Origin of the sequence: Yersinia rohdei ATCC 43380 (assembly GCF_000173775.1) — a bacterium.
Lineage (GTDB): Bacteria > Pseudomonadota > Gammaproteobacteria > Enterobacterales > Enterobacteriaceae > Yersinia > Yersinia rohdei.
Map to the genome: position 1 here is coordinate 1 of NZ_ACCD01000046.1, position 21,399 is coordinate 21,399.

Genomic DNA, 21,399 nt, shown 5'->3' on the forward strand with positions numbered 1-21,399 from the left:
GGCGTTTGTCAAAGTAGAAAAACACTAAAAATGCGCGTTTGCTGAGAGAATGAGCTTATTGGCTTGTTTTTCAGCAAACTTGTTGGTTTTTTACCTCTAATTCCGTGGAGTGATGAGTTAAACCGGGGGCGGTTTCCCCCACGATTGATGACGTGGGGGGCCGGTTATCAGGCTTTGGCTCGCAGCCAGGTGACATGGCGCGTGAAATTATCAAATACCCCTTTGCCGCTGAGGGTAAAGGCCGACAGCAGTGTGAAGCTCAGGGCAATACTGCCGAGGATGAAATAGGTATGACTGAAACCAATGCGGTCATACATACTGCCAGCAAACGCAGAGAGGAAAATGGCCGCGACCTGTTTTGAAAAACAAAAGCCAATTAGATAGATAGTGGCTGAGAAGCGCACATCAAATACCGAGGTAATGTATTTAAACGAGCCAATTAGCAGGAAAGGCACTTCAAAGGCATGGAGCATTTTCAGGGCGATGACTTCCAACGGGGTGGTGGCGAAAGCAGACCCAAAAATCCGGATAGACATAAACATCCCCGCCATCAACAGCGCATTTTTACTGCCTATGCGGTTAATTATCCACGGGGCGCAGAACATCAGCAGCGCATTGGCCAGTTCGCCGAGGGTCGTGACGTAGCCGAAAATTTCGGTACCCCTTTGTTTCGATTCAAAAAATGATTTAAAAAAGTTGGCAAATTGCTGGTCAAAGACATCATAAACACAGGCGACACCGATGATATAGAGGATAAATAGCCACAGTTTGGGCATTTTAAAGAGTTCAGCGACCATTTTCAGGTTAAATAAGGATTCGTTGGCCCCCAACTTATCCATCACTTGGGCGGAGTGACTGGCTTGCGGCTTGGCGATTAATAACAAAATAGCCAGTATTACTGCACTGCCAGACCCCATCCAGAACACCAAATCTGGGTTGACGTTAAATAAAATGCCCGCCGTGGAGGCGCAAATCCCCCAACCGAAGCAACCAAACATTCTTGCCTGACCATATTCAAAACCACGGGTACGGCTGACGCGCTCTACGTAAGCCTCAATGGCCCCGGAGCCACCGGAAAAGACAAACCCCAGATAGCTGCCGCCGACCAATGAGCCAATAAGGGTGTTGTATTTCAGTAACGGCGCGAAGACGTATAAGAAAAAGGGCGCAAAGAAGATAAGCAGCAGGGTGATAGTCCACAACAGGTGTTTTTTAAGCCCGAGTTTGTCAGATAGAACACCGAAAATCGGTTGGAAACAGATAGCAAATAGCGATAAAGAGGAAAAAACGATCCCGGTTTCTGTCTTGCTCAAGCCAATAACATCTGCCAGCCATATAGGTAAAAACGGGAAGCAGGCCGCCATAATGAAAAAGTAGAAGAAAATAAACCAACCGAAGATCCAAAAGTTAGGATTATTGCTGTTGAAAAAGGCTGATTTGGGTTTATTTATTGCGCTCATACAGACTCTCCCACCTGATCGTATCACATGAAAACGACCGGTTGATGCTAGCTGATAGGGTTAAAATTCAGTGATATCCCTTGGTCTTACATTAGGGAAAGGCGCAGCTGAACTGCCGCCACGCCGTGATGGGCGCTACACTTTTTTAAACTCAATCAATATGGCACTCTCGGGGTCTAAGACGGGCAATGCCAGCCCTGCACGTTGCAGCCATTCACCACTGACCACCATGGGTTGCTTTATCCAGGCCGGTAGGATTTTCATTGCATGTCCACCTTGTTGCAAGGTAATCAAATCTGGCGCATCCAATAATGACACACGATAGTGGGCCGCACTTTGCAAACCGGGCACTCGGAACTGGCCCGGTAACGACCAGGTTGGCATGGCCAGTTGGCTGACCATAAATACGGCTTTATCCTGCTGTGGGCTTACCACGCCATGAATCAGCATCGCGGGGTCATGGCTGTCGACTCTGACCACATCGCCGCTGTGCAGTAATGGGCGCAACTGCTTATGCAGGGCAATATAGCGGGCAAATCCTTGCTGCTCTTCTGGGCTTTCTTTGACGGGATCGAGCTCAACCCCCATGTGGCCGAACAGGGCGGTTAAACCCCGAAATGCAATACTGTGTTGGCGTGATGTTGTATGGCTGAATTTGCCGCCAATATGGGCTCCCATGACCTCGGGTGGGAAGAAATAGCTCATGCCGCGCTGGATTTGCTGGCGTTCGAGGGCATCATTATTATCTGACGTCCAGAATCTATGGGTTCGTTTGAGGATTTCATAATCAATACGGCCGCCACCTGATGCGCAGGATTCAAATTCTACATTAGGATGATGCTGGCGCAGGGTATCGAACAAACGATACAGCGCTTGGGTTTGGCCGGTGAGGGCCGGATGACCCTGATGCCCCGGCTGGACTATCTCACGGTTCATATCCCATTTTACATAGTCGATCTCCTGTTCGCCCAATAGCCAATCCATGCGGGCTAACAGATAGTCAAAGACTGCCGGATTTTGTAAATCGAGCACATATTGATAGCGTCCTGCCGGTTGTTGATAGCCGGGAAGGGCCAGTAACCAGTCCGGATGCGCACGGTAAAGGTCAGAGTCCGGGCTAATCATTTCCGGCTCGACCCAGATACCAAACTCCATGCCCAGAGCTTTAACTTGCTGAATAACCGGCGTTAATCCATTTGGGTATTTTTGCTCGTCAAGATACCAATCCCCCAGCGCGGCCCTGTCATGATGGCGTCCACGGAACCAACCGTCGTCGATAATAAAGCGCTCGACCCCTAACTCTGCCGCCTGACGCGCCATCGAGATAATATATTGCGGATCGTGATCAAAATAGATGCCTTCCCACGTGTTGAGATGTACCGGACGCGGCTTGGGTTGGGGAAAATGAAGAAGATGCTCGCGGACGAATCGGTGGAATTTCTGGCTCATTCCATTCAACCCTTGGGCCGAATGGCTGGCATACAGCCACGGCGTAGCCAGACTTTCCCCTTCGGCTAACTGGATTTCTCCCGGCAGATAGAGCGCTTCCGCTTGCATGAGGCGGCGACCATCCGTTTTGACGTCAGCACGAAGCCGGTGGTTGCCGCTCCAGCCTAAATGTAGGCCCCAAACTTCGCCCTGTTGTTCACAAAAACCGGTTTTCCCCGTGATAAATGCCGGAAAATATTCATGAGAAGTGCGCCCACGGCGGTTTTCCTGTTGATAGCTGCCATGTTGCAAAGACACACGGTGCGGCTGAAATTCTCTGAGCCAGCGGCCATGAAACGCCATGACTTCGCCCGCTTGTTCGGGCACCGGTAATGTCAGGGCTAAGCGATCTAGCCAGTAGTTGCCCGGTTTGAGGTTGGTCAGAGTATTGCGCAGTTGCAAAACGCCACTGTTATCCAGATTCAATTCATGGGTCAGGCGCAGGCCAGCAATATTATCTTCACTAATGATAATGACTTGGTTGCCCGACTGCTCGACACGCAGAGTGCTGAACACCGGCGACCAATCTTTTCCGGCGCGATGGCCTTCAATTCCTGGGCTACCAAATAAGCCGCGACCAGATTCTGCCGCCAAAGTCACCGGGGTATCCACATCAAGTCGGCCATTAGGGACAGCCCGCGTCAGTGTCTGAATATCCTCAACTGAAAAGTGGCTGAGAGGCTCTCCCCAATAGAGTATTTCAGCATAAGGTTGAGTGCGAAGCACCACGTCGGTGGATGGGCTGGTTAGGCGCAGAATGTTCTGTTCCATAAATATCCTCTCGCGGCATACCCGTCATTTCCACATTGCCGGAGGGCGGTGTTCAAGCATCCACCTCACTGATTCTCCTAAGGTTTGGATGTGCTCACTTACCGCCTTCCTGCAGTGTAAAATCTATTGGGTTCCAAGTTATAAGTGATTCTTAGCATTGATCCGAAACGTTTCGGTTTCACCCGAAACGTTTCGGATTTGTGATGCAGTTAGAATAAAATCGGCGAATAACTAAGAAGTGCAGGGGGCGGTAAGGCAGGGAGATTAATGAAGCTACGCTGGTAACAACATAATAATTAAAGGTTTATTTTACAGGGTGCAAGGTGTTCTCCGAGCCTAAGCTAGGCTGCCATAACACTTGCAGTTTTTCTACAGGGGTGCCCGCAATCAATGCCAAGACCATGCTGGCGATTTGCTGGCCTACTTCCGCTCGGGTTGCTTGCGTGATAGGAGTGACCGGGATATCAATCAGGCTATCTGTGGGCAGGCCATCATAAACCACTAGCGACATTGCCGCAGAACCAAGTAAACCGGCCTGTTGTAGCGCCATGGCTGCGCCATCGCCATGCATATTGCCGTCGGTAATGATGGCGGTCGGGGGGTGTGGCAGAGCCAGTAATGCGCGGGTTGCCGCATAGCCGTCACGGCGGGTCGCCGCTATCTGGCACAGGTATTCCGGCATACAGGGCAGGTTGGCGGCATTTAGGCCATCGAGATAGCCTTGTAATCGCTGTATAACAAACATTTGCTGATTATTTGCGCCAAGATAGGCAATACGTCGGTGACCTAATTGGATGAGCCGCTCAGTTGCCAGCCGTGTTCCGGCCTGGTTATCAAAATCAAACCAAGCATATTGGCGGTCAAGAGTGCTGCGACCCATCGCCAGAAAGGGTAACTGATGTTGAGCCAGATAGTTTAACCGAGCATCATTTTGTCGGGTATGGGCGACTAACAGGGCATCGACCCGCTGGCTTTCGATCAGCCGAATAAACGATTGGTGCTGATCATGGGATTCATCAGAAACCAGCAGTAAATCAATATTATGCCGGGCTAAGGCTGCGCTGATGGTGCCGATTGTTTCCAGAAAAGTCGCGTCATTGAGTACATTTTGCTGGAAGGGATAAACCAGCCCGACGGCATCGGTCTTGCCCATTTTAAGCCGTCTTGCTAGTGCATTTGGGCGATAGCCTAACCGCGCTGCGGCAGTTTCTACCCGCTCACGGGTAGCGGAAGAAACATCACTGTAACCATTGAGCGCGCGGCTGACGGTAGTGACAGACAGAGCCAATTCTTTGGCGATACGTTTTAGTGACATAAGTGACCTGAGCGGGAGGCAATAAAAAATCCCATCTATTTAATATGGCAACAATTTAGGAGGTTACAGCAATAATTACCAGAGGAATTGCGGGTACCATGGCGGAGTTTGATGATAAATCGACATTATCTGCGCCGATCCAGCCGGGGCGGCTGTATTTATCGGCGCTCCGACGGTGATGACCGATGTGGCAGGCTCCTCGCTCCAATCAACATTGTTAGCTGTCTAAGGAATTACGCGGGGGCGGCTGTTTGCTTATTTTGCCCTAAAATATCAGCATATGTTACGGTGTCACGTTTATTAATTGATGATTTTTTACTTGGTTGCCCGCATCATCAAAATAAATGTAATGGAGTGTCAGCTCGCCGTTCAGTGCTGTTGGGGCGTGCTCAAATTGATACTGGCGCTCTGCAAAAGGGGAAACCATCATGTCCATTTCTTGTGCAATGGCATAATGTTGTAGCTGATTTTGCAGCTGGATCTGGCCGAATGAAACATAGTATGGCGTCGGGTTTTTGGCGCTGAGCACGTATTTATCATTTTTTTTATGCAGCATAAAACTGATTTTTTTCATCGCGGCCTCGGGTGTGGACGTGAGGCCCGCAGGGCGATAAAAAATTTTCATCTGGGTGTTCATCGCCATGGCAACTTTCGCATAAGCTTCTGTATCGCCGCGTGTTTTGGGTGGGATTTCATACAGATTAAGCCAATATACGGATTCCCGGTCGGTGGGTAAGTTATCGCCTTTATTGATGATACGTAGCCCCTGAGCGGCTCTTGGTTGCATTTTGAATACCGCCGGTAACACCATAAAGGGCGCTTTGGCCTGGTCAGGGGTGCTGTCTACATCCCCATCATCAACCCAAGTTTGTACCACCACCGGATAGTCATTGGTATTCGCCACCATTAATGTGCGTTCCCGTGACTCGGGTTGATAAATAATACGTGTTGTGCCAGCCACCAGACCGGCTATGGCGTGTTGATGAATGCCGAGTATCAGTAAAAACAGAAAAAAGTATCTCATTGTATTTTCACCAAAACATAAGCGGTGGCATCAACTTTACCGGCGGTGGGAGTGCCGTTAGGTAGCTTTTTCAAGGTGGCGGTGAAGTCGTGCGAATAGCTATTGTAACCGGCGGCATTGCTGCCATTTGCATTAGCACCCGTGAGAACCGGATACCAACCGGCACTGGCTGTGGAGGCGCAATCTTTGACACACCCTCCCCAGCCAACAAAGTTCATCGCCGCGCCACTGCTATCACTTAAGCTGATACCGACACCAGTGGCAATGCGGCTGTCAGTGCCATAATTGTCGGAAAGCAGGTAACTCACCCCGCCGGCGGCATTGACCAGCCCTAGCCCTTGCGCCTTCAAATACCCCGGTAATGAGGTTTGGATGCCGAGCGCAGTTTGCCCGCTATTAATGCCGGATTCAGTACCTGACTGGCATTCGATGTCGACGGTAATACTGGCGCTGCGTGTCTGGTTATTCTTGAGTTCATTCACGGTGATAATCGGAAAAACCACATAGGGCGTCACATTGCGCACCACACAGGTGTTTTTACGTGTCAGGACAGACACTGGCGAGGTATTCATGCCAAACGCCATATAGCGGCCTGTTCCCCATGTCTGGTAATTGGTCGCGGAATCATAGCCCACTTCGGGTACCGGCATGCCGGGGCCTTTGAACACCACGTAACCATTAGGCTGATTGCAGGTATAGCTGCCGGAATAGTTATCTGCCGCTGGGCCTGGGCAGCCCCAAGTTGCAGGGCCAGGAGTGTGGTTTACGGAACCCACTTTTTTTAATTCAGCCCGGATCTGGCTGAAATGCTTGCCTTTAATCTGAATTTTATTGCCAACCACGTCGTATTTTCTCAACGGAACTTGCTGCCAAATGCGGGTGAATTCTATCCCTGAATCGGCGTGAATGAGTTTCAATGCGGTATAAGGGAAAAAAGTTTGAAAATAGTTATCGCCCATATTGGTGTAGCCGCCAACATTGCTGTCACCATTGGTAGCAAAGACTTCGAATAAGCTGTCTTTATCGTTTAGGTCGCATTCATAGATAACAGCTTCAGGATCTGACCAGAAACGGGCCGGAACCAAGCTAATAATGCTGGAGGCCAGAATTGAACCAACCGGCTGAATGTAATTGCTGGTCATATTGATATTACCCAGCTGCAATGAAGCACCGTAGTTATCGCCGCCGATATTTGCCCCCTTCCAGACACATTGTGCATAGCCGGGTAACGCGCTGCTGAGTAAGCCAAGGGATAAGCACAACTGCCATCCCCAGCAAAATAGTGATTTTCTGCGGTTTGGCTCTGCGCGATGGGACGTTATATTATTCATGTGGTTGCCTAATTTAATGCTGGGACACGACACACAACGCATCGAGTTTATACAGCTGTCTGTCGTTATCGGGTTTGCCTAAATCGTAATCCAATTGGCAGCGTTCATTGGCGCTCTCTCCCCAGACCAGCATGAGTGTTCCGCGAAGTTTCTCCGCCCGTAAATAGGCCTGACTGCCTTGACCGACCATGCCTACTTCCTGATGCTGGTTATTATCGCCATCGGCTTTTTGGCCGGCGTTATACACCACGGCCCCCATCGGCAACTGACTGCCATCAGCAAGTTTGACGTTAATTAAGAGCGGATAGCCGCTCAGCGTGCGGAAGGTGACTTTCACCGCAGATCCGGCATAGGGGGCGATTTGCCGCTCAGCGTCTTGCAGTTCGGTATTGAAATCCATGCCATCGGGGTTAAGAGTGATGGTGTTGTAGCGGTACGGCGTCAGGGTCGGGACTAAGGCGTAGCCAAAACTGTCAATCTTCGCCCCTTGCCCATACATGACTTTGGCCCCACTGGCCCCTTTGGCTTCTACCAGCGCAAAAGTATCACTTAGGTACGGCCCCAAGGTGACTCCTCCGCTATGAAACGCAATCGCGCCACGTGCGCTGGCCGACCCTTGCCAATAACCGGGGCTTCTTGATGCACTGCCGCTCAAGCTGGTGGTTGGGAGCCGTTTTTGCAAACTGCCACTAAAGGTGTTGTCTTTGGTTTGCTCGCTGCGGGCAAAATCCATGCTGTAGCTGGCGGATTGGTCATCGCCCATCACACCGGATAACGAGGTCTGATAGCTGGCACCGCTGGCTTTACTGTTAATGGCACCGGCGGAGACATAAGGTGCCTGTGGGCTGCCTCCCAATGGGAATGAAATAGCCAATTGCACCACAGTTTCATTGATAGCAAGGAGACTGGCTCCGTTTGCGGCGGGCATGCCACTGCCGGGATCGATAAAGTAAGTTTCATTACCGCCGCCGGTTTTTTGTTGCGAAACCGAGAGGTTGAAGCTGGTGTTATGCCAGAGGGTATTGGCATAACCCAACTGCAATTGGGTATCCCGCTTACGGGCATTGCGGTAGTCCTGCGATGAGGCGGTTAAATACAGCGAACCGTAATTATTGAAATTTTGATTAAGAGATATCTCCGCCCGGCTGCGCTGCTGATAGGTGCCAGAGTTCCACACTTTGCCATTACTGGCAGCGCGCACGCCCAAAACATCACTTAAATCACGGTAACCCTCTGTTGAATAACGGTAACCTGCTACGGATAAAGTGGTGTTAGTGGCGCTAAATGTGCGGCTAAAAGAAGCGCGCGCCATCCAACCATGTTGTTGCTCATCATCGAGTAGACGGGCATTTGAATAGGTGGCATCCAGCCCCAAGGCTCCAATATAGTGGGTAAAAACCCCACCTAACATCATGGCTTGATAGCCCGAAGCCAAGCGCACACCACCATTGGCGGTAATAGCGTTGCTTAGCCCCCGCTGGTACGTCAGTTCGCCAAACATCTCATGGCTGGCTATATCTCGAACCTGTCCTGCCGCAAAGCTGTAGCGGGAATAACCGGGGCGTAATGATTCAGGAACCGAAGAGAATGGCACCTGAAACGTGCTGATGCTGCCATCTGCTTCTTGAATTTCAACCGTGAGGTCGCCGCCAAAGTTGGTGGCAGATAAGTCAGTAAACTCAAATGGCCCTGGCGAAACCGTACTTTGGTAAATCGCCCGATTATTTTGATATACCGTCACGTTGGCATTCGTTCTGGCAATGCCTCGGACAACCGGCGCATATCCCCGCAATGATTCCGGCAGCATTCGATCATCGGTTGACAAGGCCACACCGCTAAATCCCAGGCTGGAGAAAAACTGGCCTGAACTGAAGGTTTCGCCTAGTGTCACTTCACTGCCAATGCTCGGCAGGGCGCGCTGACTGTAAAACCGGTTGGATGTCCAGTTGGCACCTCGGGTGCTGTCATAGCGCAGAGAACCTTGTTGGCGAAAGCGCCACATACCCGCATTGATACCATTGTTAAGGCTCAGATAGCTTGAATCGGTGTCGCGCTTAATGCCATCTTTGTTATAGCTGACATGGTATTGGTTAAGGTTGTAGTTGCTAAAACCAATAGTTTCGCCGGCAGTGAGATTCCGTGGGTCAACATAGCCACGCGGGATATTTTTAACAAACAGTTGCGGAACCGATAAATCGAAACGCAATTTAGCGTAATCGAAGTGATAGTCACTGGCAGGTAAAATAGTTTTAAAGTCCAGGCAATTATCTTCACCACTAACGTTCTCTAGCGCTTTGTCAGTAACCCCGGCTTGCAACAGTTGTGACAGGGATAAGCAGGGAACAACTGCGCCATCTTTCGTGATAAACAGCAGTTCGACACGATCGATAAAAGAGTTGTTCATAAAGAGATCAACTTGGTACTTTCCTGCTTCATAACTGTCTTTTTTATTAAAGCGGGAGATAGAGCCTAAGCCGAGTGATGAGCCCCGTAATAGGGCGTCTTCAAACACATACTCGTCTTGATTACTCTCATCCGCCGCAAAGACGTTATGGCTGACAAATAGACCCTGGGTCAATAGGCAGAGAAAACCAGGAGAAAATTTCACTGCTGCACTCTGTGACCGGGTACGCCCTGTATCATTATCACGATGGCATTACAGATAATAATTACAGGGGATATTGGTGCCATAGTCATTCACGACATTTAAGGTCAGCAATTCGCCCTTTTTGGCTTTAACCCCGCTGGGTAAAATTAAATCAGAGGTCGAATTAGGAGGGAACATCTCACTGGTGGCAAATGAAATGGTTTTCCCGTCACTTAACAGCTTGGCATCACGTAGGCTGATATAATAACCCGTTGGGTTATGTATCTTGATGGTATTGCTATTGGCACTATCAATAGTCGCGTGGATCTTTTCACCCAATGTATCAACATTTTCTTTTAATGCGGCCGGGCGATAGAAAACTTTCAGCCGGTTATTCACGATTAAAACCAGTTTGTTTTCAGATTCTGTATCGGTTTTTTTTAATGCGGGGATTTGTAAAAAATTCAGATAGAAAATCGACTCACGATCTTTGGGTAAATTATGTTCAACATAAGATAAACGAACTACTTGCCCACTTTGGGCTTCCATCCGAAATATCTGTGGTGTCAATGTGAAAGGAACATCCGCTTTTGAGGGTGAAGACTGATTATTACCATCATCCAACCATAATTGGATCAAGTTTGGGTGTTCGTCTTTATTGCTAAGTTGCAGCACTTTCTCCCGAGTCCCCTCAGGATAAATAATACGCGTTCCTGTCATCACAACACTGGCATTCGCCCATAAGGGCACGCCGCTAAGCAGCAGCAACGAGTAGGCGATAATTTTGTGGGCTGTCAGTGTCATAGCGCTTACTTATCCTTGGTTTTTCTGGTTTGTCTTGGCTCCGTTACCTGCAGGGCAACGTATTTGTGAAACTGTTCGAATTTCACAAATAGTCAGGGATAGGTGATCGCATATTGGGCCGAAGCAATAACGCTTCCGGCTGTCGCGCGACCTTCTTCCGTAATATATTGTGCTGCTAAATCCTGTGATGCTGATGTTGCGCCTGCGACCAAGGTAATGCCGGGCACTGCAACACTGCCTCCGGACATGCGAATGGGGACGCCATTGGAATCAAGTAATTGAATGGCAACATTTTGTGCTGTTCCCACATTACCCAGATTGCCCGCAGTTGTGACATTCATCCCCTGAAAAACGGAGCTGATTTTGGTGTCTTGAATAGCGATGTTGCAACCGGTGAGGTTGATGGTGAAATTGGTTTTACCGGCAACAGAATTAACTTGATTTAGGTTGCTGGTTGAGACTGTTGGTAACAAAACAACAGGCGTGTTGGCCGTGCCATTAATATCAACCATGCAAGTTTGTTCGGCGACTTCACCTTGAAACTTAATAGTATTATTTGAGGTGGCAGCGAATGTCGAACCCGCTAGGGTAAGTAGCACCAACGCCATTAAATTTTTTCCCATGTCATTCCTACTTAATTTTATGATTTATATTTCGTCAACGAAGACCTATAGCATTCAAAAAAATGAGAGTTCATTTAACTGAATTGAATCATCCGTAATATATATTGCTATCTGGTTTTAGGTCGCTGGTATTGTAATGGGAAATAGTGGGAAGCAGAATGAGAGGCGTCTTTATTTTGCATGCGAAATTTCCCACAATACGTGTAGGAAATTATCTGTATGAAATGAGGGGGAATTTAAAAATCTTTTTATTACAATTGGTTATATGTTTTTTTGTTTGATAAATATATTTATTCTGATAATTTCAAATACTCGAAAGTTAAAAATAAAACTCTAAGAAATATTTGTCACGATATTGTTAGGGTTTATTTAATAGTTGTGGAACTACCTATTTCTGTGTATGAGGAAATTAACTTCATTAGTAATTGGTTAACCCCTGCTAATTGTGCCAGATACTCAACGCCATGTTCAATACAGGCATGTTTATCTTGTTTGTGCAGTAGAGATTCAAATTCAATGCAACTGTCCACCAGTGTTTGGGCACCAATAAGTTGCATCGCACCTTTAATTCGATGTACTAAACTTGCCATTTCTTTATAAAAATCAGCAGAAATGACATTGTTGTCATCTGTGGTGAGGCGAGTATAAAGCTGTGTCAGTGTTGCGGTATCTTGCATATTACTGACTAGCAATGATTGCAATAACTCTAATTCGACCGCCGTATTACCCCCAGAAAGTGATTTTAGCTTATTCTGCGCGGCAATAAAGGGCGAGATTTGTTCATTATTGATATCACTGGATGCTGACTCTTGATGAATAACAGCGTCCAGTAGATTATTCTGATGATCCTCATCAGTCTGATGAAGAACACGGTCCTTGCCACAGCCGATAATGTCTTGCTGTAGTAGGGTTGCGCGTAATGTATCAATGGTGACGGGTTTAACCATGCAATCATTCATCCCAGCCTCACTGAAACGACTGGTGCTCTCTTCCCTAGCATCTGCGGTACAGCCAATGACTATCATGTCTTTCATTGTCGCACTGTTGCGGATGCGGGCTGCTAATTCGTAGCCATTCATTAATGGCATATTGTAATCGGTGATGACGGCATCAAAACTATGATGCTGCAATATTTGCCAGGCTTCCACACCATTTTCGGCGCTCATGACCTGATCTATACCAATAAAGGCTAACTGCTGCTGAAGTAACTGACGATTAGCCGGTAAATCATCCACCACCAGAATACGTAATTCTTTCAGCTTATTCAGTTGTGCTTCATCGGCCTGAATAATGTGTGCGTCTTGTGGCAAATCATCAGCAGTCGCCGTCTCAAGCGGTAAAGTAATAAACAGACTGGTACCTTTGCCGAGTTGGCTTTCCAGGGTAATTTGCCCACCCATTTTGTGAATCAATTGATGGCAAATCCACAGCCCCAAACCTGACCCCCCAAAGCGCGGCGATTCACCTTCATTAGCCTGACTAAATGGCTGGAACAGTGTGGCTTGTGCACCAGGGGAGATACCAATACCGGTATCAGTAATATCGATATTCATGACGCCATGCTTTTCGTCAGTCGGCTCCCAGGTGATATCAACTGAAACGCTTCCTTGCTCGGTAAATTTCAGGGCATTACCTAACAGGTTGCCCATCACCTGGCGCACCCGCAACATATCGATCATTAATAAATCAGGAATTTGGTCATCTACCCAGGCGGAGAAACGTAGATTTCGTTCATCGGCGATAGGTTGATAGATTGTGAACATCCGCTCGATTTCCTGACGAAAATCAACCACGGCCGGGTGAACACTCAGTTGGCCAGCTTCAATTTTGGCAGAGTCAATAATGTCATCAAGCAGTAGCATTAAAGACTGCGCAGACTTGGAAACAGTGACCAGGGTATCTTTATCCACGGGCTGATCATTACGAATTTCGAGTTCAAGTAAGCCCATAATGGCGTACATTGGCGTGCGCAACTCATGGCTGATTGTCGCCAAAAAGGTGCTCTTGGTTCGGTTAGCACTTTCTGCTTCGACCCTTGCCGCTTCTAATTCTCGTTCGACGGTTTTGCGCTGACTGATATCCAGCCAGCCGCCAAGTAGGCTGCGCTCTGCGTTATCTAACGGAATAATCCACAGGAAAATATCGCGTAGTTCACCGTTGATATCGAGCGATAAATCAACCATTTGCGGTTTTCTATCCAGCAAAACATAGCGACAATACTTATCAATCTCGCGATCCAGCTGACTGTTCATCGGCCAGTCGGCTTTCTTAATATTATTATTGAGCATGCCATCGAGTTTATCTTGATGGGCTGAGGCAAAGTGACTGTTATAAACCGCGAGTTCACCATTCTTAGTCCGAATAAATACCGCGAAGGGCAATGCGTTAATGATGGATTCTTGTTGCTGCAAACGGGTATGCAATAAATTGGCCTGGCGGCGTTTATTGAAGACCAGATAACAAAGATATAAGCCGAAGACCAATAATAATCCTGAGCTTATTTTTAACGCTAACACCAGCCATTCATTTTCTAATGTTTTTTCATCAAAACTGACAGGCTTAGGTTTGAATGTGCTCCATTCACTGATCAGATTGTCTAACTCTTCCGGTGGGATAGACTCAATGACTTTATCAATAATGGCTTTTAACTCAGTTAGTTGCGGTCTGATAGCAAAAGCCATCATCAAGGGCTCTTCACCGGCTACAGCCACTGTTTTTATATTAGGATTGAAGTTCTGGGCCGACAGATAATTAGCGGTCATCATATTCTTAATGGCGGCGTCTACTTTCCCTTGTTGCAACCAGCGCACCAGTGTCATGGTGTCGGGGGCTTCAATAAAGGTAATTTTCTGGGCTAATAGCGGGTTACCAATAATTCCAGAGGAAGCACTGCCGGATTGGATACCGACCCGTTTCCCAGCCAGATCAGCGACATTATTGATATCAACACGATCTGCTCGCGTCATAATGCCCCATAAGGATTGGGCAACAGGGGAGGAATAAAGGTTGTTACCATACTGGCCATTACGTACTGCCACAATCGGTAATATATCTATTTTGCCGGCGATAAAATCACGTACGCCTTCACCCGTATCTTTGGTGTAAACCGGTTTAAATTTAATTCCGGTTCGGCGCGAAATAATCTCAATAAGGTCAATGGAAAAACCGGCCATCTCCCCAGTTTGACGATCGCGGAAAATCAGCGGGGCTAAATCAAGCGGTGCAACATAGGTGACTACAGGATGTTTTTCTATCCATTCAACTTCTTGATCTGTAAGAAGTAATTTGGCATCAATATTATAATGGTGTTTGCTGCCAAACCAACGTTGCTGAATATCACCGGTAGCACGGGTGGGTAATAACTCTAAAATTTGATTAATATAATCAATGAGCTTTTGATTCTTTTCCCGCGCCAAAAAGGTGTAAGGCGCGGGGTGATAAGGCGAAAAATTACGAATTTGCAGGGACAAAAGTTGTAATTGGTCAATTAAATAGTTCGCTGAGGTGGCATTAGAGACAAACACATCAGCATTGCCGTAGGCGACAGCCAATAACCCTTGTAGTTGGTTAGGGTAAGCGACAATCTTATCAGCATGATAATTAAATAAAAATTCAGGGGAGAGGGGTTCGTTATTGACGATGGCCACGGTTTCCGGATGGGTTCGTTTGGTCGGATCCCAATTTTTACTGCGAACTTCTACATGGCGGTTAGTAAAGAAGGCATGGGAAGCAATCAACCCCGGTTGTGCGGGCATCGGAGTGCCGGCCATCAAGTCAATTTGGCCATTTTCCAGGGCATTTAACACCAAGCCATAATCGCAGTAACCAAACATCTGGAAAGAGAGTTGGCTGGCATCGCTGATAATTTTCAAGTAATCCGCAACAATTCCTTCAATGGCGTTATCATCACGGTTAACCACAAAAGGGGTATTGGCATCAATAACCACACCCACTTTCACGGTGCGCCGGCTGGATTGGCGGGTGTCGGTGGATGGGGTAAGTAATAAGTCGTCACTGTAACTATTTGCAATACTGTGTAACGTCAACGGCTGGCCGGTGTCACATCCTTGGCGACCCGTTATCAGCGCAGCATTAAGCTGCCCGCTGAGTAGCAGCAGACAGCACAGTAAAGTGCGTAAAGAAAACCAACTATGTAAAGATAATGCCTTACACCGCTGCTTGAATCTGGCTGAACTACACCAAATTATGGGTATGCGCATAATCGGCCAGTTCAATTACAGAACTTAATCCTAATTTGGTTAGGATTCGTGTTTTATAAGTACTCACCGTTTTGTTGCTGATAAACATCTCATCGGCGATTTGTTTATTAGAGAGGCCGTTTACCAAGTAGCGCAAAACATTTATTTCGCGTTCTGACAACAAACGAGCCCGATTGACGGGATCATGGTTGGAAGGCTGGCCTGCTAATTGGGTCAAAGTTTCTGATGGGAAGAAAGAATACCCACGCAATACGTTCTGTGCAGCGAAAAGAATTTCACTAATGTCTTTATTTTTACTAATGAAGCCGTTAGCACCGGCCTGTAATGCCCGTACAGCAAAAACTTGTTCATTTTTGGCAGATAAAAATAATGATTTGCCGGTATACCCACGTTGTTGCAGTTTCTTCAGTAAGGAGAAACCATCAAAATTAGGTAACTCAATATCAATAATCACCAGATCAACTGGATTATTTTTTAATGTTTCTAAGGCTTCACTGCCATCAACTGATTCATAAATAGTTGAAAATTCGTTGCTTTGTGAGAGCAATGCACGAATGGCGACCCGAATTGCCGGGTGGTCATCAACTATCATTACTGATTTTGTCATGTTATCTCCGTAACCGTTATATCTTGGGATTCGCAGAGTTAATTTGCTGCTCCTCGTTTGCACCGTTCAACTTCAAATGATTACCCAAGATGAGATAAACAAGAACCGTTACAGCCGATGCCCAAAGTACTGTTTCGGTGATTTTAATCTCTAATTATAGATTATCAAGAAAAGAATCTTACACCTGTTGGTGTTGCTTAAGTCTATTTATCTCGACGACATTATTGCCGCCAGCAAGTTGATTATAAACGAATTAGATTTTTTTTATTAAAAAAATAAAAGAGTGCTTAGAAAAAGAGAAATAAAGAACTCATTAGGGTTTTAAAATGTAAATATATATGATTTTTCAGCGTATGTAGTAGGAAGCTTCCATCTTTTTATCTGAAGTTACGCTATAAATCTCAGAGAGATAGCCGTTTATCTGATAAGGCTCGGATTTATCCCAGAAGAATAAAATTAATCAATACCATGAGATTCGAATGCCCGCCTGCGGTGACAAAAGCAAAAAAACGGCTGAGTGTCTTAAGCGGATTTTTTTAATTTAGCTCTTCTGGCTATCAAAACCACCAGAATGACCACCTATGTGTTGGTTGTATGCTGCTAGTTTATGCGCTACAGGCTGGGGGTGAGCATTTTTTTTGCTCTATCTTCAAGGAAAATGTTGTCGCGACCTTGGAGTGAAACTATAGCCTAAGAAATTTGGCTGTTTATTCAGTACCATAAGTGGGCATTGATAATATTCCGATGCGCTAAAAATTGGGGCTGGGTCAGGTTGTATACATAACTGGGCAAATTTTACTTTAAAATACAAAAATACCAACTAGGCAATATGAGGTTTTCATGATTATAACCACTACACCGCGGCTTATTATTCGCGCATTCAACGATAAAGACGCGCCTGCGCTTTTCGACTATTTGTCTTCGCCCCGCACCCCTTGTTTTCAGGATGAGAAACTCAGTTCATTAGCCGCGGCCAAAAAAGAAGTTAGCAAACGAGCTCAGGATGCCAGTCAGTTCGCAGTCTGTATTAAAGAGAGTGACGAACTTATTGGTCATCTATTTGCCGATAACAGTGAAGAGCCCGATCGGAATACTTGGAGTGTGGGCTGGCATTTTAACTCGCGTTATGAAGGCCAGGGTTTTGCCACAGAATCTGTTTCTGCGCTGTTTGATTATTTGTTTACTGAAAAAGAAGCCAGACGCCTGTATGCCTATGTTGAAGATTACAACTTGTCATCGCAGAAATTGTGCGCCCGTCTTCATATGCGCCAGGAAGGCTGCTTCACGGAATTTGTCTCGTTTGCCATGGAAGATGGTGAGGAAAAATATGACAATACCTTTGTCTATGCCCTGCTTAAAAAAGAGTGGCAGCCGATGAAATAGCTGAGCCTGTGCGCCTGTTCCTCGCGCAGCGCCGCCTAATGGGATTTGGCTTTGGTCAGCATGGTTTTGATGCAGTAGACTTATTTTTTAGTGAATGAATGAATGAAAGAAAATAGTTTGCGTAAGGAATAGACCATGCTCCCAGTAAGAGACTTCATCCTTATGATTCACCATCATTAGTCAGCTCCCACCTGCTTAAATAACCGGCTTAATCTGGGATGTTTTCCGTTTTCCAAGCGAATCCCTTAAACTACAGAGTGCGGGTCATAACATCTGAGCAATGACCGTAACCGGCTGTAATCCTAGGTTTTTAGACCAATCAGTTAGCATCATTGCCAGAATATTTTTATAAGAGCCTGCTATTCGGTTCGCGTTGATGTGCCAAACGGCGCCAACGAACGAAGAGGGGGCAGTTGTTCATACGAAGGAATTAAGATGCTTTTGCCTGATTTGAGCTTTACAAAAACCCTTTATCAATCATCAGTTGAAGAATGAGTCGTCCGCTGTTTGTTTCTCTGGATGGGCCCAAAGGAGCCGGTAAAACCACACTGTTGGAGGCCATTACGAAAGTACTAAGGGCAGACAATAAGAAGGTAATCCGACTTTGCGAGAAAAAAAGCGATCCCTACAGAGGGGAAACAATGGCCCTCGTAAACCAGCTCGCCAGAAATCCCACCCTGGATTTGGAATGGGAGGTTTGTGAGCGCTTTGCTGATAGCCGTGCTTGGATTTCCCAGCAAGTGCTGACTAAGCAGCCTCCGGGCAGCATTATCTTGATGGATCGCTGGTACCCGTCGGATGCCGCATTTCGCCGGATGGTTCCATTTGCAGAGATTTTACAGCTTAACATTGAACGAAATGTGTGGATGCCAGACCTGCATGTCGGGGTTGTTACTGCGCCTGATATTTCATGGGCGAGGGCAGCGGCCCGACCGCGTGGGCTAAGTAGTACGGTGATTCATAAGCTGGAAGAGCATATCGCTTGTACCCAGGCGTTCGAGCGAGAAATTGCAAATCACGGCTGGATTTTATGCCGCAATGAAGGAACCCTAGAAGACGCAACGATGCAGGTGATTTCTGAGATCTACAGCGTGCTGGGATGCCCCATCGGCATCGGTTTTGCGGGCAGTAATTACGGTAACCTATTGCATCACTCTCTAACCTAGTGTGAGCCTCTGATTGGTGTTGCTGCATCTATAGAATCGACACTACTCAGAGTTTTGACTTGCGGCAGCTTATGGCAGAACTCTGACACCGTGGTACCCAGCTCGATCTGCTTCAAGGAAAAGGCCCTTTGTTCTTCGATAAATCGTGATTTTTTCATCAGCACAGCCTCCCTTTTTGGGAGCATTTACCCAGCTGGAATTCTGTTTCTGAATGGCACAGGATTTTAGGGGGAGTCATGCCCCACGTCCTTGCCATAGGCAGTTTTGTGCCAGAAGCGGACCTTGCAACTCCCAGCCCGTCAATTCTGATGGACTTATGCTGATGGCATGCACTCGCATGAAAATCTCTACATAATGCGGGCAGGCATGGCGGGGATAGAGCGCACACAGCTAGTATAAACCTTGATGATTAGCTACTATCGATAGCGCATTTAGTTAAAGGATACTGACAGCACATCAACAAGGTATAAATGATGTCATTAAAAACCATTAGAGAGCAGGTTCTGAATTTTTTATCACAATCCAGCCCTTCAGTGATGGCAATTAAAGGTGAATGGGGCGTAGGTAAAACTTATGGTTGGGAGGCTTTACTACTTGAGGCCCAAAAAGGAACTATGCTGTCGGCTAAGAGATACTCTTATGTTTCTTTATTTGGCATTTCCTCTCTAGATAAATTGAAGTACACAATTTTTGAAAACTCAATCCCCAAAGATTCAATTGGCACTGAGCCTAATTTAGAGAGTCTAAGAACAAATACCTTGGGTATGTTAGAAGTGCTAGGTCGAGGATCTTGGAGTAAACTTAAAGAAATGCCTTTTATAAAGTCAGCCGCACCAGCTGTGGAAGCATTTTCTTTTATGTCTATATCTGAAGCTCTGATTTGCATTGATGATTTAGAAAGAAAAGGTGCAGGCCTTGATTTAAAAGATGTTCTCGGGTTAGTGTCGCTATTAAAAGAAAAAAAGAAATGCAAAGTTATTTTATTATTGAATGCGGGAACTGAGGCGACGGATGATTACGAAACCTATAAAGAAAAAGTTATAGATATTGAATTGGATTTTTCTCCTACGCCTGAGGAGAGTGCTGCGATTGCATATGACAACAGAAAGACCTATCACAAAGAGTTATCAGCATTCACAGTCTCTTTAGGTATTAAAAACATTAGAGTGCTAACAAAAATTAGTAAATATATTGATTTAGCTATTGGATGCTTTGAAGATACCGAACCCGAGCTTAAGACACAATTATTACAAACTACAGCTTTGTTTAGCTGGGCGTATTACTGTTCGACACATGATGAGGATATCCCGAGCTTAGATTTTATAGAATCAGTTGAAAGTATCTATTATGTTGACTCCAAAAAACTAAGTGATAAAGAAAAACTTTGGAAAAACATTCTATTGGGATACTCGTTTACAAGTGTTGATGCATTAGACCGAGAGATAGCTAAGTTGGTGAGGCAAGGATATTTAGATCGAGAAAAGTTCATACTTTCTATGACTGACGTAAATCAGCAAGTTATCAATAACAAGAAAAATAATAGCTATAGGAGCGCATGGGATAGCTTTCACAATAGTTTCTCAGATAATCAGCAATTAGTGGTTCAGCAACTTTTTGATAATTTTATTTTAAATGTTCATCAAGTCAGCCCTGGAGATTTAGATAGCGTGGTAAATATTTTTAGAACGCTTGATGAAAACGACAAAGCATCAAGTATCATAGACGAATTCATATCGAAAAGAAGAAATGATGTTGAATTGTTTAATCCTGATAATTTCGATTTTCATCGTAAGTTAGAGGATAAGGAAATAGTTGATAAATTCAGATCTATTTATTCGCAGGATAAACCAAGGACAACTATCAAAGCAGTTCTTGAGCGGATTTCTGGACAGAATGGTTGGAATGAAGAAGATATTGAGACACTTTATAACTCGACTGAAGATGAGTTTTATACATACTTTAAACAGCTTAATGGCCCCAATTTAACATCACATGTTTCAACATGTTTGAAATTTGGTGGTTTCAGCAATGGTAGCGAAAAAATGGAGTCAATAGCTTTAAAAGCAAAAGCCGCCCTACGTAAAATCGCATCTGAAAGCAAACTTAATGAGATGCGAATGCGTAAGTTTGGGATGTAATCCCAAAGTGTATTAGTGTGATTACTAGGGAATACTGAATGTCTAATTATCGGGCAGTTTTGGCGTTATCACACTTAATACATTTAATGAGCCGACATATATATGCCAACTTCCGCTCTTCGCTCATAGCGGACGATTGACATCAACACGTCTGCTTCTTGCCACGAGCGGACATTGCGAACGTTATGTTAGGCGGCCACAGTTGTTATGTTTCTAGGGGACATAACAAATTTTAGTTGTTTACAGTAGCGAGTGATTGGGCTAATTCAGGGCAATAAATTATCAATATTGATGACTATTTGATGAGCTACGAGCACTTGAGCCCGGCCCCTGCGCTGAGTATAGATGTGCCGGGCATCGGCAATTATGCGGTCTGGTGGCAGAGTAGTTAGCTGCAGCATTGGGCGGTTACAAAAGAGACGGGCGGTAAGTTAGTTATCGCTATGCGCAAATAGCAAAAAAACCGCTTAGTTTCCTAAGCA

13 protein-coding genes are annotated in these 21,399 nt (G+C 46.1%); 3 read left to right on the plus strand and 10 right to left on the minus strand.

What is annotated here, in order from left to right; genetic code table 11:
• Positions 1-167 precede the first annotated feature (167 nt).
• The 10 genes from YROHD0001_RS00875 to YROHD0001_RS00830 all read right to left on the minus strand — a co-directional run bounded on the left by YROHD0001_RS00875 (position 168) and on the right by YROHD0001_RS00830 (position 16,230).
• Positions 168-1,460, minus strand: coding sequence for an MFS transporter (locus YROHD0001_RS00875; protein WP_004716742.1), 1,293 nt, complete (start codon positions 1,458-1,460; stop codon positions 168-170).
• A gap of 135 nt (positions 1,461-1,595) precedes the next feature.
• On the minus strand, positions 1,596-3,719 hold the full coding sequence (locus tag YROHD0001_RS00870) for an alpha-galactosidase (protein ID WP_004716743.1): 2,124 nt from the start codon (positions 3,717-3,719) through the stop codon (positions 1,596-1,598).
• Positions 3,720-4,023: 304 nt separating this feature from the next.
• Positions 4,024-5,034: a substrate-binding domain-containing protein gene (locus YROHD0001_RS00865; RefSeq protein WP_004716744.1), complete on the minus strand. Its 1,011-nt coding sequence runs from the start codon at positions 5,032-5,034 to the stop codon at positions 4,024-4,026.
• A gap of 283 nt (positions 5,035-5,317) precedes the next feature.
• Complete coding sequence (locus YROHD0001_RS00860; RefSeq protein WP_032818351.1) at positions 5,318-6,058, minus strand: fimbrial biogenesis chaperone; 741 nt, start codon at positions 6,056-6,058, stop codon at positions 5,318-5,320.
• On the minus strand, positions 6,055-7,389 hold the full coding sequence (locus tag YROHD0001_RS00855; protein WP_004716747.1) for a fimbrial protein: 1,335 nt from the start codon (positions 7,387-7,389) through the stop codon (positions 6,055-6,057). Before YROHD0001_RS00855 ends, YROHD0001_RS00860 begins: the two co-directional genes overlap by 4 nt.
• 13 nt (positions 7,390-7,402) lie before the next feature.
• Positions 7,403-9,997: a fimbria/pilus outer membrane usher protein gene (locus tag YROHD0001_RS00850; protein ID WP_004716748.1), complete on the minus strand. Its 2,595-nt coding sequence runs from the start codon at positions 9,995-9,997 to the stop codon at positions 7,403-7,405.
• A 48-nt stretch (positions 9,998-10,045) separates the two neighbouring features.
• Positions 10,046-10,780 carry a fimbrial biogenesis chaperone gene (locus YROHD0001_RS00845; protein ID WP_004716749.1) on the minus strand — a complete coding sequence of 245 codons (735 nt, stop codon included), beginning with the start codon at positions 10,778-10,780 and terminating at the stop codon, positions 10,046-10,048.
• 92 nt (positions 10,781-10,872) lie between these two features.
• Positions 10,873-11,403, minus strand: coding sequence for a fimbrial protein (locus tag YROHD0001_RS00840; RefSeq protein WP_004716750.1), 531 nt, complete (start codon positions 11,401-11,403; stop codon positions 10,873-10,875).
• A gap of 365 nt (positions 11,404-11,768) precedes the next feature.
• The gene (locus YROHD0001_RS00835; protein WP_032818359.1) at positions 11,769-15,518 is read right to left on the minus strand and encodes an ATP-binding protein; all 3,750 of its coding nucleotides are present in this window, start codon (positions 15,516-15,518) and stop codon (positions 11,769-11,771) included.
• 79 nt (positions 15,519-15,597) lie between these two features.
• Positions 15,598-16,230 (minus strand): response regulator transcription factor, encoded by a 633-nt coding sequence (locus YROHD0001_RS00830; RefSeq protein WP_004716752.1) that lies wholly within the window; start codon positions 16,228-16,230, stop codon positions 15,598-15,600.
• Between the two features lie 840 nt (positions 16,231-17,070).
• On the opposite strand from YROHD0001_RS00830, the gene YROHD0001_RS00825 reads away from it, so the two are divergent.
• The 3 genes from YROHD0001_RS00825 to YROHD0001_RS00815 all read left to right on the plus strand — a co-directional run bounded on the left by YROHD0001_RS00825 (position 17,071) and on the right by YROHD0001_RS00815 (position 20,917).
• Positions 17,071-17,613 carry a GNAT family N-acetyltransferase gene (locus YROHD0001_RS00825; RefSeq protein WP_004716753.1) on the plus strand — a complete coding sequence of 181 codons (543 nt, stop codon included), beginning with the start codon at positions 17,071-17,073 and terminating at the stop codon, positions 17,611-17,613.
• Positions 17,614-18,104: 491 nt separating this feature from the next.
• Positions 18,105-18,779, plus strand: a complete 675-nt coding sequence (locus YROHD0001_RS00820; protein ID WP_004716754.1) for a dTMP kinase — start codon at positions 18,105-18,107, stop codon at positions 18,777-18,779.
• Between the two features lie 470 nt (positions 18,780-19,249).
• Positions 19,250-20,917: a hypothetical protein gene (locus YROHD0001_RS00815; RefSeq protein ID WP_004716755.1), complete on the plus strand. Its 1,668-nt coding sequence runs from the start codon at positions 19,250-19,252 to the stop codon at positions 20,915-20,917.
• Positions 20,918-21,399: the final 482 nt, after the last annotated feature.